This window comes from Gillisella taibaishanensis (assembly GCF_001938985.1).
GTDB classification, from domain to species: Bacteria; Pseudomonadota; Alphaproteobacteria; order Rhizobiales; family Rhizobiaceae; genus Allorhizobium; species Allorhizobium taibaishanense.
The window spans coordinates 309,270-322,957 of record NZ_MKIN01000024.1; the positions used below are offsets into that span (position 1 = coordinate 309,270).

General features: G+C 59.6%; 15 protein-coding genes. 6 read left to right on the forward strand and 9 right to left on the reverse strand.

Annotation, left to right across the window (positions count from 1 at the left end):
- Nucleotides 1–37 precede the first annotated feature (37 nt).
- Nucleotides 38–1,024, forward strand: a complete 987-nt coding sequence (locus tag BJF91_RS20400) for an alpha/beta fold hydrolase (RefSeq protein WP_075616363.1) — start codon at nucleotides 38–40, stop codon at nucleotides 1,022–1,024.
- Nucleotides 1,025–1,176: 152 nt separating this feature from the next.
- Complete coding sequence (locus tag BJF91_RS20405) at nucleotides 1,177–1,866, forward strand: DUF1275 family protein (protein WP_075616364.1); 690 nt, start codon at nucleotides 1,177–1,179, stop codon at nucleotides 1,864–1,866.
- A gap of 44 nt (nucleotides 1,867–1,910) precedes the next feature.
- Here BJF91_RS20405 and poxB read toward each other — a convergent pair whose 3' ends face one another.
- From poxB to BJF91_RS20420, 3 genes are all read right to left on the reverse strand, one after another.
- Nucleotides 1,911–3,647: a ubiquinone-dependent pyruvate dehydrogenase gene (gene poxB / locus BJF91_RS20410; protein ID WP_075616365.1), complete on the reverse strand. Its 1,737-nt coding sequence runs from the start codon at nucleotides 3,645–3,647 to the stop codon at nucleotides 1,911–1,913.
- Nucleotides 3,648–3,733: 86 nt separating this feature from the next.
- Entirely contained in the window at nucleotides 3,734–4,108 is a 375-nt protein-coding gene (locus BJF91_RS20415) for a response regulator transcription factor (protein WP_075616366.1), read from the reverse strand.
- A 164-nt stretch (nucleotides 4,109–4,272) separates the two neighbouring features.
- On the reverse strand, nucleotides 4,273–4,893 hold the full coding sequence (locus BJF91_RS20420) for a response regulator transcription factor (protein ID WP_075616367.1): 621 nt from the start codon (nucleotides 4,891–4,893) through the stop codon (nucleotides 4,273–4,275).
- Nucleotides 4,894–5,099: 206 nt separating this feature from the next.
- Here BJF91_RS20420 and BJF91_RS20425 point away from each other — a divergent pair, with 206 nt between their 5' ends.
- The gene (locus BJF91_RS20425; protein ID WP_075616368.1) at nucleotides 5,100–5,678 is read left to right on the forward strand and encodes a helix-turn-helix domain-containing protein; all 579 of its coding nucleotides are present in this window, start codon (nucleotides 5,100–5,102) and stop codon (nucleotides 5,676–5,678) included.
- A 9-nt stretch (nucleotides 5,679–5,687) separates the two neighbouring features.
- Here the strand turns inward: BJF91_RS20425 and BJF91_RS20430 are convergent, their stop codons facing one another.
- Nucleotides 5,688–6,902: a GTP-binding protein gene (locus BJF91_RS20430; protein WP_075616369.1), complete on the reverse strand. Its 1,215-nt coding sequence runs from the start codon at nucleotides 6,900–6,902 to the stop codon at nucleotides 5,688–5,690.
- Between the two features lie 92 nt (nucleotides 6,903–6,994).
- Nucleotides 6,995–8,011 carry a zinc ABC transporter substrate-binding protein ZnuA gene (gene znuA / locus BJF91_RS20435; RefSeq protein ID WP_083943407.1) on the reverse strand — a complete coding sequence of 339 codons (1,017 nt, stop codon included), beginning with the start codon at nucleotides 8,009–8,011 and terminating at the stop codon, nucleotides 6,995–6,997.
- A 112-nt stretch (nucleotides 8,012–8,123) separates the two neighbouring features.
- Here znuA and BJF91_RS20440 point away from each other — a divergent pair, with 112 nt between their 5' ends.
- From BJF91_RS20440 to BJF91_RS20450, 3 genes are read left to right on the forward strand one after another with little or no spacing between them, the layout of a single operon-like run.
- Nucleotides 8,124–9,086 (forward strand): ATP-binding cassette domain-containing protein, encoded by a 963-nt coding sequence (locus tag BJF91_RS20440; protein ID WP_075616444.1) that lies wholly within the window; start codon nucleotides 8,124–8,126, stop codon nucleotides 9,084–9,086.
- A complete protein-coding gene (gene znuB, locus BJF91_RS20445) occupies nucleotides 9,076–9,885 on the forward strand; it encodes a zinc ABC transporter permease subunit ZnuB (protein WP_075616370.1) in 810 nt (269 codons plus the stop codon). The genes BJF91_RS20440 and znuB overlap by 11 nt, the downstream gene beginning before the upstream one ends.
- Nucleotides 9,886–9,892: 7 nt before the next feature.
- Nucleotides 9,893–10,291, forward strand: a complete 399-nt coding sequence (locus BJF91_RS20450) for a Fur family transcriptional regulator (protein ID WP_075616371.1) — start codon at nucleotides 9,893–9,895, stop codon at nucleotides 10,289–10,291.
- A gap of 33 nt (nucleotides 10,292–10,324) precedes the next feature.
- Here the strand turns inward: BJF91_RS20450 and BJF91_RS20455 are convergent, their stop codons facing one another.
- The 4 genes from BJF91_RS20455 to BJF91_RS20470 all read right to left on the reverse strand — a co-directional run bounded on the left by BJF91_RS20455 (nucleotide 10,325) and on the right by BJF91_RS20470 (nucleotide 13,580).
- A complete protein-coding gene (locus tag BJF91_RS20455) occupies nucleotides 10,325–10,852 on the reverse strand; it encodes a gamma carbonic anhydrase family protein (protein ID WP_075616372.1) in 528 nt (175 codons plus the stop codon).
- A gap of 280 nt (nucleotides 10,853–11,132) precedes the next feature.
- Nucleotides 11,133–11,471, reverse strand: a complete 339-nt coding sequence (locus tag BJF91_RS20460; protein ID WP_075616373.1) for a hypothetical protein — start codon at nucleotides 11,469–11,471, stop codon at nucleotides 11,133–11,135.
- A 282-nt stretch (nucleotides 11,472–11,753) separates the two neighbouring features.
- Nucleotides 11,754–12,053, reverse strand: a complete 300-nt coding sequence (locus tag BJF91_RS20465) for a hypothetical protein (RefSeq protein ID WP_075616374.1) — start codon at nucleotides 12,051–12,053, stop codon at nucleotides 11,754–11,756.
- Nucleotides 12,054–12,137: 84 nt separating this feature from the next.
- The gene (locus BJF91_RS20470) at nucleotides 12,138–13,580 is read right to left on the reverse strand and encodes a D-alanyl-D-alanine carboxypeptidase (RefSeq protein WP_234801681.1); all 1,443 of its coding nucleotides are present in this window, start codon (nucleotides 13,578–13,580) and stop codon (nucleotides 12,138–12,140) included.
- Nucleotides 13,581–13,688: the final 108 nt, after the last annotated feature.

Here is a 13,688-nt window from a genome sequence, read left to right on the forward strand (position 1 = left end):
AGAGCCGACGACAGGCCGTTCCGGAACAGGGGCACCGATGCCGAACGACTTCGAACTTAATATCTCGCGCCGCGCGGCGCTCCTTGCTGGAGCGTCTCTCTCGGCGGCCGTAGCGATACCGTCGCTTGCGCTGTCGAAAACCAAACCCGCCCAGAAGGGCAAGCCAGAAGGAAAATCCGACATGACCGAGAGTTTCGTCACTACTAAGGACGGTGTGCAGATCTTCTTCAAGGATTGGGGTCCAAAGGATGCTCAGCCGATCGTCTTCCACCATGGCTGGCCCCTGTCGTCTGATGACTGGGATGCGCAGATGCTGTTCTTCCTTCACAACGGCTACCGCGTCGTCGCCCATGATCGGCGCGGCCATGGCCGTTCGCAGCAGGTCAGCGAAGGTCATGATATGGACCATTACGCCGCCGATGCTTCGGCCGTCTTCGAACATCTGAACCTCAAGAACGCTGTTCACATCGGTCATTCCACCGGCGGCGGCGAAGTCGCCCGTTATGTCGCGAAGTTTGGCCAGCCGCAGGGCCGGGTAGCCAAGGCTGTGCTGGTCAGTGCCGTTCCGCCGATCATGCTGAAGACGCCGGCTTATCCGGGCGGTCTGCCGATGGAAGTGTTCGACGGCTTCCGCAAGGGGGTTGCCGACAACCGCGCCCAGTTCTTCCTGGATGTCCCGACGGGTCCCTTCTACGGTTTCAACCGCGACGGCGCTAAGGTCTATCAGGGCGTGATCCAGAATTGGTGGCGCCAGGGCATGATGGGAAGCGCCAAGGCCCATTACGACGGCATCAAGGCTTTCTCCGAAACGGATCAGACCGAGGACCTGAAGGCGATCACCGTACCGACGCTGGTCATGCACGGTGATGACGATCAGGTCGTGCCGATTGCCGCGTCCGCGGAACAGTCGGTCAAGCTGCTGAAGAACGGCACGCTGAAAGTCTACAAGGGGTATCCGCACGGCATGCTGACGACGCATGCCGACGTGATCAATCCGGATCTTCTGGCCTTCGTCAAGGCCTGATCGGGCTTACAACCGGCCGCCGTGTCGTCAAGACGCGGCGGCTTTTTTATAGGCGCATGACAGCGCTGCACATTTTACACCATGCCCAGCGGGCAAAGTGACAGTTTAAATCTGCTGCCGAATTATGCAGTAGAGCGACCGAGGATTTCCGCATGCGTTCAGTTCCGCTCCCGCTCCCGCTCCCGCTCCTTCTCAGCTTGAATGGCGGCTATGTCGACACCGTCGGCTTTCTGGCGCTCGGCGGCTTGTTTACCGCTCACGTGACGGGCAATTTCGTGACGCTTGGCGCCTCGCTCGCGCTCGGCACCGGCGGCAGCCTGGCCAAGGTGCTCGCGTTGCCGATGTTTTGCCTTTTCGTCTTTCTTTCGCGCCTCGCCGGCCTTTTCCTCAAAAACAGGGGAAGGCCCGTCATGCGGGTACTTCTCGCGGCAGAACTGCTTTTGCTGATCCTGGCTTTTGCTCTCGCGCTTGCCTACGGACCGTTTAAGAATCCAAACAGTGGTGAGGTGCTCGCCATCGGCATGGTGCTCGTGGCCGCCATGGCGATCCAGAACGGCCTGCACCGTATCCATCTGGCAAAATCGCCGCCGACTACGCTGATGACGGGCACCACGACTCAGATCATGCTCGATCTCGCCGACCTTGCTGTGGGCGAGGGCGACACAACGGCGGCGGCAAAGGACCGGCTGAAGCGTATGAGCCTCAGCGTGGTTGCCTTCGCGCTGGGATGCGCTGCCGCTGCCGCAATTTTTTGTGTAGCGCCCGTCTGGTGTTTCGCCGTGCCGGCGGTTCTTGCAACGCTCGCCTTCGTCGCCAAGGTGGCGACGCCAGAAGGGGATTGAGAGAGACGCGGGGGCTGCTTGAGCCCCCGCCTATCTGCAGTTCGCTACTTCCAAAGGTTTTCGCGGGCGAGATCCAGGATCTCGTTGCCGCGGCCGTTGAACACGGCCTTGACCATGTAAAGGGTGAAGCCCTTGGCCATGTCGACATTGATGGATGGCGGTATGGGTAGTTCGGTACGCGCCACGACTGCATCGACCAGAACCGGTCCGTCATGGGCAAGCGCCTCTCTCAAGCCCGCCTCGACGTCGCCAGGTCGTTCCAGCCTGATGCCCTTGATGCCGATTGCCTCGGCCATGGCGGCGAAGTTGGGGTTCTGCAGGCTGGTGCCGGTCGGCAGTACGCCGGTCGATTTCTGCTCGACTTCCACGAAGCCGAGCGTGGAATTGTTGAAGACGACGATCTTGGCCGGCAGGCCCAATTGCGCAAGGCTCAGGAAGTCACCCATCAGCATGGCAAAGCCACCGTCGCCCGACAGGGAAATTACCTGCCGGTCGGGAAAACTTACCTGCGCGCCAATGGCCTGGGCCATGGCATTGGCCATTGAGCCATGCCAGAACGAGCCGACCAGCCGCCGTCTGCCGTTCATGGCCAGATAGCGCGCCGCCCAGACGGTCGGCAGGCCGACATCGCAGGTGAAGATCGCATCCTCGTCGGCGAGATCGCTCAGCGCCTTGGCGACCTGTTGGGGATGAATGATCTTGCCATCCGGCTTTGCCCGTGCTTCGTCATCCAGATCCTTGCGGGTCTTCTGGTAGTGGTTGAGCGCGCGGCCCAGATGCCGATCATCCTGGCTTCCATCCAGCAATGGCAGCAGCGCCGCTGCCGTCGACTTGACGTCACCGACCAACGCGAGGTCGACAGGCGCGCGGCGCCCGAGATGACCGGGCCGGATATCGATCTGGGCGATCTTCACCGACTTGCCCTGCGGATAGAATTGCCGGTAGGGGAAATCCGTACCCAGCATCAACAGCGTATCGCAATCGCTCATGGCGTAGTAACCAGACGCAAAGCCGATCAGCCCTGTCATGCCGACATCGAAGGGGTTGTCATATTCCACGTGTTCCTTGCCCTTCAAGGCATGGACGATCGGCGCCTTCAGCCGCTCGGCAAGCGCCAGCATTTCCTCATGGGCACCCGCGCAACCGGACCCGCAGAGCAGAGTGACTTTCCGTCCGCCATTCAGCAGGGCCGCCAGCGCCGCCAGATCCTCTTGCGCGGGGGTGATGGTTGGCTGGCGCGGCAACAGAGCCTGCGGCTTCGGGTTGATGGGTGTGGGTGCCTTTTGCAGCGCCACGTCGCCGGGAATAACCACGACAGAAACGCCGCGATCGCCGACGGCATGGCGTATGGCGATTTCCAGCGTGCGCGGCATCTGCTCCGGGCCGGAAATCAGCTCGCAATAGGTGCTGCATTCCCGAAACAGATCCTGCGGATGAGTTTCCTGGAAATAGCCGGTTCCGATTTCCTGCGACGGAATATGGGCGGCGATTGCCAGCACCGGCACTTTCGAGCGATGCGCGTCGAAAAGACCATTGATGAGATGGAGATTGCCAGGACCACAGCTGCCGGCGCAGACGGCGATCGTCCCGGTCAGATGCGCTTCTGCGCTGGCGGCAAAGGCGGCTGTTTCTTCGTGGCGGACATGGATCCACTCAATCACGCCCTGCCTGCGGATCGCATCGGTAATGCCGTTCAGGCTATCGCCGACAACGCCGTAAATGCGGCGCACGCCGGCTGCAGCAAGCGTTGCGGCAAATTGGTCTGCAATCGTTTCGGCCATTCGTGGGTCTCCTTTTTGAAACTATGCGTAGGGTCTCTCCATCTGGAGCTAGGCCCATGATCCGGGTTGGCAACCGTGGCAGCCGGTCATTTGCGCAATTGTGATGCGGCAGCACTTTCAATGCAGGCCATGAGCCGGTCGGCATGGAAGGGCTTTTGCAACACGCAAATCTGATCGCCGAGTCGTGCACGCACCATTTGGTCCGGCTGGGCGGTGATGAAGACGAAAGGAATAAAAACCTGCCGCGAGCGGAGAAGTTCCAGGAGCTCTATGCCGCTCATGCCGGGCATGTGGATGTCGGAGACGACGCAGGTACAGCTGAGGTGAGTTTCATCCCCGAGAAAAGCCTCGGCGCTGGCAAATAGCAGGACATCGTAGCCGACAGAGCGCAGCAGGCTGCCTATGGCCCGGCGCACCGGCTCTTCATCGTCTATGATGGAAATGACCCCAGCAATGGCCACGGAAGGAACCAATCTCCGGGAGGCCCGGTCTCTGCTGCAGGTCCTAAACTTCGGCACGGCATGTGCTCAACGCCAACCCTGTCTTGCCGGACCATTATGCACGCTGGTGAAGCCGGCGACATTATACGCTGGTTTATCAGCGGAATCTTCGGGTTCTGGCGCGTTCAGAGCTTTGCTGGCAGGCCGAGAGATTCGGCCATGCGCACCAGATCGGCAAAGGTCTTTGCCATCATCTTGCGGCTGATCTTGCCCCGGTGGATCTTGACGGTGATTTCGCTGAGCCCGAGTTCGCCGGCGATCTGCTTGTTCATCAGCCCGGCGGTTGCCATTGCCATGACCTCCTGCTCTCGGGATGTCAGAGTCTCGAAGCGGGAGCGCAGCAGTTCCTGGTTCTTGTCCTGCCCGCGAACCTGCCTGTTCTTTTCCACTGCAGCGGCAACGGCATCGAGAAGATCCTGGTCGCGGAAGGGTTTTGACAGAAAGTCGGCGGCACCGGCCTTCATTGCCCGCACCGACATCGGAATATCTCCGTGTCCTGTGACAAAGACGATTGGAACATGCACGCCCCGCTCGGTCAGCTTCTGCTGAAAATCGAGCCCGCTGGTAAAAGGCAAGCGAACGTCGAGGATGAGGCAGCTCGCCAACGGCAAGGCCTCATCCTCGCAAAGCTCTTGTGCCGACGCAAATGTGCGGACGTCATAGCCGACCGATCGCAAGAGGCTATCGAGCGACTGGCGCACCAGCGGCTCGTCATCGAGAACCAGAATGATGGGTTTGTCCGACATAGGCCCTTTTCATTGCAAGAGATTGGTTGGCGACACAGGTAGGGCAGGCGGTAGCGGTGCCTTACCGCTTCGGCAATCATACCTGAGTATGGTCTTCTAAAACCTATCGGTCGTCAAATTCAATGGCAGTTCAATTTCGCCAATAGATTGCTTGGACCAGTATGCGACACGCAAAGCCGCGTCACGCCTGGCAAAGGAGAGCAATCATGTCCGCTACAGCAGCCGTCATGGACCACCATCATGGCAAGATGTATCTTGACGATGCAGAACCCTCGATGTCCCCAGATGTATCGCAGCTCCTGCTGCGGGCGATGAACTGCATCCACAAGGACGAGGCTGTGGCGCTTGACCTAGTGAAGGAAGCATCTCGCCTGCTGCGACCGTTCCGCTCGCTTGCTCCGGCCCAGATGCGTGCCCGCAACAATACCGGCGGTCTGGCGCCTTGGCAGGTGGGCCGCGTCGACGCCTATATCGAGGAAAACATCTCTCGCTCGATCGCGCTCGACGAACTTGCCGGTCTGGTCCGGCTTAGCACGAGCTACTTTTCAACGGCCTTCAAGGTAAGCTACGGGGTTTCGCCCCATAGTCACATTCTGGCGCGGCGGGTAGAGCATGCCAAGCACCGCATGCTCTACACCGACGCGCCGCTGTGTGAGATCGCTCTCGACTGTGGCCTCTCCGACCAGGCGCATCTGTCGCGGGTCTTTCGTCGCGCGACCGGCATGACGCCGAGCGCCTGGCGCCGGTTCTGCGTCAAGCCAGATATGCCGAGATTGTCCGCATAAACTCAGGCCTCATGCTTCTTCCATCTGGCCTGCGGTCCAGCTTGGAAACGGGTCGCGCAGATTGCGCCAGGCGCCGGGCGTGAAGCGGCTTGCAGGTACGAGGCAAGCGTCCAGCCGGGCGGTGATTTCGGCCTGATCCATAGGGTCGGCACCGATGAAGACGAGTTCCTGGCGGCGGTCGCCCCAGACTGGATCGAGATAGGGTTCCATAGCCTTGAGAAAGCCCTCGTGCTGCGGCCATTGCTGTTTCGGCACGGAGGACCACCAGAGGCCCATCCGCCCGGTGCGGACCAGAGGTCCGGCCTGGCTCATCTCTCCGACATGATGGGGTCGCGTCGCCAGCCAGAAGAAGCCCTTGGCGCGGATCACACCCGGCCAGTCGCTATCGATGAAGGCCTGGAATTTCTCAGGCGCAAAGGGCCGGCGGGCGCGGTAGACGAAGCTGCGAATGCCATACTCCTCGGTTTCGGGGATATGATCCTTGAAGCCGTGCAATTCCTTGAACCATAGCGGGTGGGTTTCCGTCCGGGCGAGATCAAACCGGCCGGTGCCGAGAATATCTTCAGGTTCGATCATGCCGAAATCGGTCTCGATAATCCGCGCATCGGGATTGAGCCCGATGACGATCTTGCGCGCCGCGTCCAGCCGTTCCGGGCCTGCCGTTCCCGCCTTGTTGAGGACCACGACATCGGCAAACTCGATCTGTTCGACCAGAAGATCGACCAACGTGCGGTCATCGCCTTCGCCGGCGGTTTCGCCACGGTCAGACAGGAAATCGCTGGAACTGTAATCGGCGAGCAGATTGGCGGCATCGACCACCGTCACCATCGTATCCAGTCGGGCAATATCCGAAAGGCTCTGGCCGTCTTCGTCGCGGAACTCGAATGTGGTGGCGATCGGCAGTGGTTCGGCAACGCCTGTGGCTTCGATCAGCAGATAATCGAAGCGGCCGGAGTGGGCGAGTTGCCGCACTTCCGTCAGCAGATCTTCCCTGAGCGTGCAGCAGATGCAGCCATTGCTCATTTCCACCAGTTGTTCGTCCATGCGCGACAGATTGGCGCCGCCGTCACGCACCAGAGCAGCATCGATATTCACTTCGCTCATGTCGTTGACGATGACCGCGACTTTCAGCCCGGCACGGTTGGCGAGAATATGGTTGAGAACCGTGGTCTTGCCGGCGCCAAGAAAGCCGGACAACACGGTCACGGGAAGCTTGTTATCCATTTCAGTCTCCTTAATGTAATAACATTACATAACAGTTTCTAAAAAAGGCGAGCAGAGGCGCTCGCCTGATTGTCTTGCGGTGTCAGCGGCGATTATTTCGTCAGGCAGTCGCTCATTGCGCTTGCGAGATTCTGCATCAACTGCGGATAGAGATCGGGTCCGTCGGCAAGAGCAGCACCAAGCGGATCCAGCGTGCCGGTTCGGGCTTTGCTACCCTCGGCGACGACGGAAATCAGCTTCGGCGTAAACTGTGGTTCGGCGAAGATGCAGGTCGCACCGAGCGACTTGATCTTGGCCCTGATCGCGGCGACCCGTTCGGCCCCTGGGGCACGGTCCGGGCTGACGGTGACGGAACCGGCCACCGCCACGTGGTAGCGGTGCTCGAAATACTGATAGGCGTCGTGGAATACGATGAATGGCTTGTCCTTGATGGGAGCGAGCTTGGCATCGATCTCTTTATCCATCGCATCGATCCTGGCGTCGAAGGCTGCGAGATTGGTTGCGTAGGTCGCGGCATTGACCTTGTCGGCCTCGCTCAAAGTCTTGGCGATTGTCGATGCCATGGCCTTTGCATTGGCGGGGTCCAGCCAGATATGCATGTCATGTGCTTCGTGGTCATCGTGATGAGCGCCGTCGTGGTCATGCCCGTGATCGTCATCGCCATCGTCGTGAGCCTCGAAGGCACCGCCTTCGCGCACTGGCAATAGAGTCACACCCTCGGCTTGGCTCAACGCGACAACCTTGGCCTTGCCAGCCAGCGCATCGAGCGGTTTGTCGAGGAAGATTTCCAGGTTCGGTCCGACCCAGAAGATCACGTCTGCCTGCTGCAGCGCCTTGGCCTTCGACGGTTTCAGGCTGTAATCATGCGGCGATCCCGCGCCTTCAACGAGAAGAGTAGGCGTGCCAACCCCCATCATGATCGCAGCCGCGATGGAATTGACCGGCTTGACCGAAGCGACGACCTTAGGTGCTGCAGCCGCCAGTCCGGGAAGGGCAAGACCTGATAGAGCGAGGCCAGATAAGGCAAGGCGAGCAATCAGGCTGAGCAGGGGACGTCTCTTGAAATACAAGGCGGAACTCCGATTTAAGCTTCGTATGTAAGGCAGCATCTGCTGCTTGTATGATTGATGTAATGTTATTACATTGATTGCGTAACGCTATAACGTGTGTCATAGCCGGTTGCAATACTCAATCTCTGGAGTCGCGAGAGCCGTGTTGAAGGTGCTGGGTGAAAAGCCTCTGGTAACGCTGCGCAATGTCGGACTTCGGCGCAGCGGTCGCTGGCTGGTGCGCGGCGTTGAGCTTTCGATCCGCAAGGGCGAACTCGTGACCCTGATCGGCCCGAACGGGTCCGGCAAATCCACGACGGCGAAGCTGGCGCTTGGTGTGTTGAAGCCAGACGAGGGCGTGGTGGTGCGTGAGCGCGACTTCAAGGTCGGCTACGTCCCGCAGAAGCTCAGCATCGACTGGACCATGCCGCTCACCGTCGACCGATTGATGACGCTGACGGCGAAGCTCACGAAAGCCGAGATCGAGGCCGCTCTAGAGGCAGTCGGCATCGGCCATCTTGTCCGCGCCGAAGTTCAGCATCTCTCTGGCGGCGAATTCCAGCGGGCGTTGCTCGCCCGCGCCATAGCCCGCAAGCCAGACCTTTTGGTGCTGGATGAGCCGGTACAGGGTGTGGACTTTGCCGGCGAAATTGCGCTTTACGACCTGATCGGTGATATCAGGCGCAAGACCGGCTGCGGCGTGCTCTTGATTTCCCACGACCTGCATATGGTGATGGCCGAGACCGACACTGTCATCTGCCTGAACGGTCATGTCTGCTGCCGTGGCACGCCTGACGTGGTCAGCCAGAGCCCGGAATATCAAAAGCTGTTTGGGGCGGCTGCGGCCCGCACGCTTGCTCTCTACAGCCATCGCCACGACCACACCCATCTGCCCGATGGCCGGGTTCAGCATCTTGACGGCACGGTGACGGAGCACTGCCATCCCGATGACGGCCATCATCCTGGCCATGGCCAAGAAGGCCATCACCATGGGCAAGAAAGTCACCACCATGACCATGGCGACCACCATCACCACGATCATTCGGCCGATGTTGACATCGACAGTCATGAACATCACCAGCATGGCGAAAGCCCGTCCGTAACCTCTGGAAGGGGCGATCGCTATGATGGATGATTTCTTTGTCCGCGCTTTGCTTGCTGGCGTCGGATTGGCGCTGACGGTCGGGCCGCTCGGCTGTTTCGTAATCTGGCGGCGCATGGCCTATTTCGGCGATACGATGGCGCATTCCTCGCTTTTGGGCGTCGCGCTGTCGCTGCTGTTTTCTGTTAATCTGACGCTCAGCGTGTTCCTGGTCGCAGCGCTCGTGTCTCTGCTTCTTCTGCTGTTGCAGAACCGGCGCGGCCTGTCAGCCGATGCGCTGCTTGGCATTCTCAGCCATGCAACCTTGGCCATCGGGCTTGTTCTCGTCGCCTTCATGACTTGGGTGCGGATCGATCTGATGGCCTATCTGTTCGGCGACATTCTAGCCGTCACGCCAGAGGATATCGTAACCGTCTGGATCGGCGGCTTTGCCGTGATTGTCTGCCTGTGCCTGCTGTGGCGCCCGCTGTTGGCGGCGACGGTCAATGAGGATGTCGCGGAGGCTGAAGGTTTGAACCCGGCGCGTGCCAGGCTGATCTTCATGCTGCTGATGGCTGTTGTCATCGCCATTGCCATGAAGGTGGTCGGCATACTCCTGATAACAGCGTTGCTGATCATCCCTGCGGCCACCGCCCGCCGGTTTTCCGCAACGCCGGAGCGGATGGCGGTGCTGGCGTCGGTGATCGGCGCGATTGCGGTGGTCGGTGGCCTGTTCGGTTCGCTGACCTATGATACGCCGTCCGGCCCGTCGATCGTCGTTGCCGCCCTGGTCTTGTTTGTCTTCAGCCTGCTGCCGCTGCGCCGGAACGGTGCGGCAACCGTGAAAGGATGATCGCCCGATGTCCACACCACAATTGACCCGCAACCAGTCCCTGGTGTTTCAGGCGCTGGAAAAGGCCGAAGGGCCGCTTTCGGCCTATACGATCCTAGACAAGCTGCGTGACAGCGGCTTTCGCGCGCCGTTGCAGGTCTACCGCGCTCTCGAAAAGCTACTGGAATTTGGTCTCGTTCACAGGCTTGAGAGCCTCAATGCCTTCGTGGTCTGCTCCCATCTCCAGCATGACTGCTGCCATCACGGCACGGTTGCCTTCGCGATCTGCAACCGCTGTGGTCAGGTGCAGGAATTCCACGATCATTCCATCGATCACCGCCTGCAGGACTGGAGCAAGGCACGCGGCTTCAAGGCCGAGAAAACCACGATCGAAATCCGCGGCGTCTGCGAAAACTGCCTGGCTTGATCGATACCTTGTTATCGTAACCGCGTAGCCGACTCAGACCGGCTTGAGATCCCGGGCAAAGCGCTGCCAATTGGCGATGTAGTTGCGGGCCGATGCTTTCAGCCCTTCCACGGCCTTGTCGTCAAGCGTGCGGATGGCGCGGGCAGGGGCGCCGACAATCAATGAATTGTCTGGAAATTCCTTGCCTTCGGTCACCAGAGCATTGGCGCCGACGAGGCAGTTCTTGCCGATCTTCGCTCCATTCAGCACCGTCGCACCCATGCCGATCAGGCTGTTGTCGCCGATGGTGCAGCCGTGCAGAATCGCACGGTGGCCAATGGTGCAGCCCTCACCGACCGTGGTAGGAAAGCCCATATCGGTATGAATGATGGTGCCTTCCTGCACATTGGTGCCAGCGCCAAGCGTGATCGGCTCGTTATCGCCGCGTAATACTGCCCCAAACCAGATGCCGACATCCTCGCCAATGATGACCGCGCCGATCACCGAGGCGTCAGGCGCCACCCAGTAGCGGTCGGAGTTCGGCAGATGCGGTTTCAGATCCCCGAGGGCGTAAAGTGGCATGGCGGCAGTTCCTGTTATCGCTCTGCCTGCGATCTTTCGGGATAAGCCACACAAATGCAAGGTCTCTGAACCCGATCGCGTTTGCGGATATGATGTTTAGGCAGATGGATACAGGGCCGGGCATGCTGGCCTCGGCCAGGTCATTGCCATCAGACCAAGGCTCTGACACGCCGACGCATCCTTGCCTTGAAATAATTTCGAATATCTCAAATGCATCGATGCCTTGAGATATTCGAAATGGGAATAGGAAGAGCCGTTTGCGACGGCTCTTCCTACCAGATCACCGGACCCAAATCACAAAGCTGCCGTCGGAAGCTTCATCGGCATAGATCACGTTCTTCAGTTCGACGTTGCGCGATAGCAATTGCCGGCGCAGGGCGGGATTTTCACGAATAGCCGTCTGCACCTCGCGGGCTTCCGGGCTACTCGGTGTCAGTGACCCCAGAAAATCCTGAAACTGATCATGCTTCTGGATTTCATCCGGCGTATTGATCATAAAGCGCGGATTATGGTCCGTCGCCAGTGCTTTGTCCGCAGCCGACATGGCTGCATGACTGATGCCGGTCATTGCCGTGATAGACAGAATGGTGACAAGGGAGATTTTGATAATACGAGACATGGCTTTGCTCCTCCTCGAACAAAACCGGCATCAAACACAATAAGACTCTATATCTTCTGCCAAACGGAAAGAAGATATCTTATAAATTTGATTTCCTGCTCGACGCAATTGTGTTTGCGATCTCAATTTACGCCGATATGCAGTAGCCGGTGAAGAAGATACTCGCGCTTAATCTGTTCAAATGAAAATCACCAGCGAGTGAAATCTGATTAAATATCGTCCATGTTTCATCGTTCGGCGCGCCGAATCTGCGCAGGCGCGCTGATGCTGGCCTTCCGCTTTTCAGCGCAGCCGCAGTTTCACTGGCAGACGTCGATATTGCGGGTTCACATGCAGGTGAATGTTGGCCTCAGGCTGAGAATAGCGCCAAGCGCGCGCACCATGGCAGAGCAACAGATTCATCAGGTCACGCGTCTTGGCGCGCGGCTTGTTGATGCCGTCTGCCAGCCTGATCGCCGCCTCGTGCAGCGGGTTGAGACCACTGCGAGGATTGAAGCGCAGGCCAGAATCTCTGCCGACTGCATGGTTGTCCGCTTGATCAATGCCAAGACCGGTGTCGCGATGATTTTCATTGCTTGCCATGGTTAGATCCTCGTACCGATTACATTTCGAGGCGCTTGCAGAGCTTGCATCGAACACATGCAGATCGCTCCCCAAGCCTTCACATCAGTTCATTGCCGCCCAGCAGCTGACGCCGGCCTTTTTCAGGCCGTTGCAGGCGTTCACTGCCGTCTTCTGGTCCTTGAAGCCGACGAAACGGGCGCGGTAAACTTTCGAGTCGCCCTCGCCATAGGCCATGGCCAGGGGACGCGCGCCCTTCAGCGACGCGCCGCTCTTGACCTTGGCGTTCTTCAAGAGCGCCATCGCCGCATCTTGATCAGCGGATACGCCGATCTGCACAGTCCAGCCCGTCGGCGCAGCATCTTCCTTCGGCGTGGAGAAGGTCACCGTATGGTCGATATTGGCCGGTGGCTTGGGTTGGCGAGCAGCGCTTTTGCGCGAATGCGGCATCGGAGCCGGCTCCTCGGCAAGCGTGCGGCCTGATGGTGGACGCAGGACACCAGCCGGGCTTGCAGGTTCGGCCTGATTGGAGAGGGCCTGCACGGCGTCGTCAGCCGGAGCACCACCCGCATAGGCAGTCTCTTCGAGGCCGCCATTGTCATAGCGACCGCCGGGAACCGGGACGCCGGAGCGCGGCAATTGCGGCGCGGCTGCCGTTTCCCGGGCAACAGGGGCAACTGGCTCAGGCACGCTGCTCTGGCGAGCGATCAAGGCGCTGGATCCGCCACGGCGCGACGCTTCCGGCAGATAAGTCGCCATCAGCTTGCGCATCTGATTGTCGCGTGCAGCACCGCTGACGCCACCGAGGACAACGCCGACCATCGACTTGCCCTCGAGCTGCAGCGAAGTAACGAGATTGAAGCCGGAGGCGTTGGTAAAGCCGGTTTTGATGCCGTCGACGCCGCGCACCGATCCAACCAAACGGTTGTGATTGCCGATCACCTGACGGCCATAAGTAAAGCTGCGTGTGGAGAAATAAGCGTAGTATTGCGGAAAGTGCTGGCGAAGCGCCATCCCGAGCCTTGCCTGGTCGCGGGCCGTAGTCATCTGGCCCGGGTTTGGCAGACCGTTGGCGTTGCGATAAGTGGTGCGCGACATGCCGAGTGCTCTGGCCTTAGACGTCATCATCTGGGCAAAGCGAGCCTCTGACCCACCAAGGAATTCGCCGAAAGCGGTGGCGGCATCGTTGGCAGAGCGTGTAACGAGAGCCTGGATGCCCTGCTCGACGGTAAAACTTTCGCCCGGCTTCAACCCAAGCTTGGACGGCGGCTCGGAGGAGGCGTGGCGGGAAACGGGCACGGGTGAGTTCAGCCGGATACGACCTTTCTCGAGCGCTTCGAACACGAGATAGAGGGTCATCATCTTGGTGAGCGAGGCAGGGTAACGCAGGCCATCCGGATCGGTGGAATGCATCACCTTGCCGGTGTTTACGTCAACGACGATGTCGGAATAACGCCCACCGGCCTCGGCACTGCGGCCCGGAAGCGCAAGCGTGGCGCAGACGAGGGCAAGAGTGAGGGACGCAGATGTGATACACCGGACGATCATGCTCCGGCCAAGGAGGCTAGCAACTCGCATATTTACCACTGCACTCGTTTCCTGAATTCCCGTCTGCAGATCCGCCTTTTGCGAGGCCTGCTCTGCGGGTTTTGCATT

Bases quoted from the DNA above. Each gene is read 5' to 3' on its own strand.
- BJF91_RS20400 (WP_075616363.1), top strand. From the start codon at position 38: ATGCCGAACGACTTCGAACTTAATATCTCGCGCCGCGCGGCGCTCCTT.
- BJF91_RS20405 (WP_075616364.1), top strand. From the start codon at position 1,177: ATGCGTTCAGTTCCGCTCCCGCTCCCGCTCCCGCTCCTTCTCAGCTTG.
- poxB (WP_075616365.1), bottom strand. From the start codon at position 3,647: ATGGCCGAAACGATTGCAGACCAATTTGCCGCAACGCTTGCTGCAGCC.
- BJF91_RS20420 (WP_075616367.1), bottom strand. From the start codon at position 4,893: ATGTCGGACAAACCCATCATTCTGGTTCTCGATGACGAGCCGCTGGTG.
- BJF91_RS20425 (WP_075616368.1), top strand. From the start codon at position 5,100: ATGTCCGCTACAGCAGCCGTCATGGACCACCATCATGGCAAGATGTAT.
- BJF91_RS20430 (WP_075616369.1), bottom strand. From the start codon at position 6,902: ATGGATAACAAGCTTCCCGTGACCGTGTTGTCCGGCTTTCTTGGCGCC.
- znuA (WP_083943407.1), bottom strand. From the start codon at position 8,011: ATGCTGCCTTACATACGAAGCTTAAATCGGAGTTCCGCCTTGTATTTC.
- znuB (WP_075616370.1), top strand. From the start codon at position 9,076: ATGATGGATGATTTCTTTGTCCGCGCTTTGCTTGCTGGCGTCGGATTG.
- BJF91_RS20450 (WP_075616371.1), top strand. From the start codon at position 9,893: ATGTCCACACCACAATTGACCCGCAACCAGTCCCTGGTGTTTCAGGCG.
- BJF91_RS20455 (WP_075616372.1), bottom strand. From the start codon at position 10,852: ATGCCACTTTACGCCCTCGGGGATCTGAAACCGCATCTGCCGAACTCC.
- BJF91_RS20460 (WP_075616373.1), bottom strand. From the start codon at position 11,471: ATGTCTCGTATTATCAAAATCTCCCTTGTCACCATTCTGTCTATCACG.
- BJF91_RS20465 (WP_075616374.1), bottom strand. From the start codon at position 12,053: ATGGCAAGCAATGAAAATCATCGCGACACCGGTCTTGGCATTGATCAA.
- BJF91_RS20470 (WP_234801681.1), bottom strand. From the start codon at position 13,580: ATGATCGTCCGGTGTATCACATCTGCGTCCCTCACTCTTGCCCTCGTC.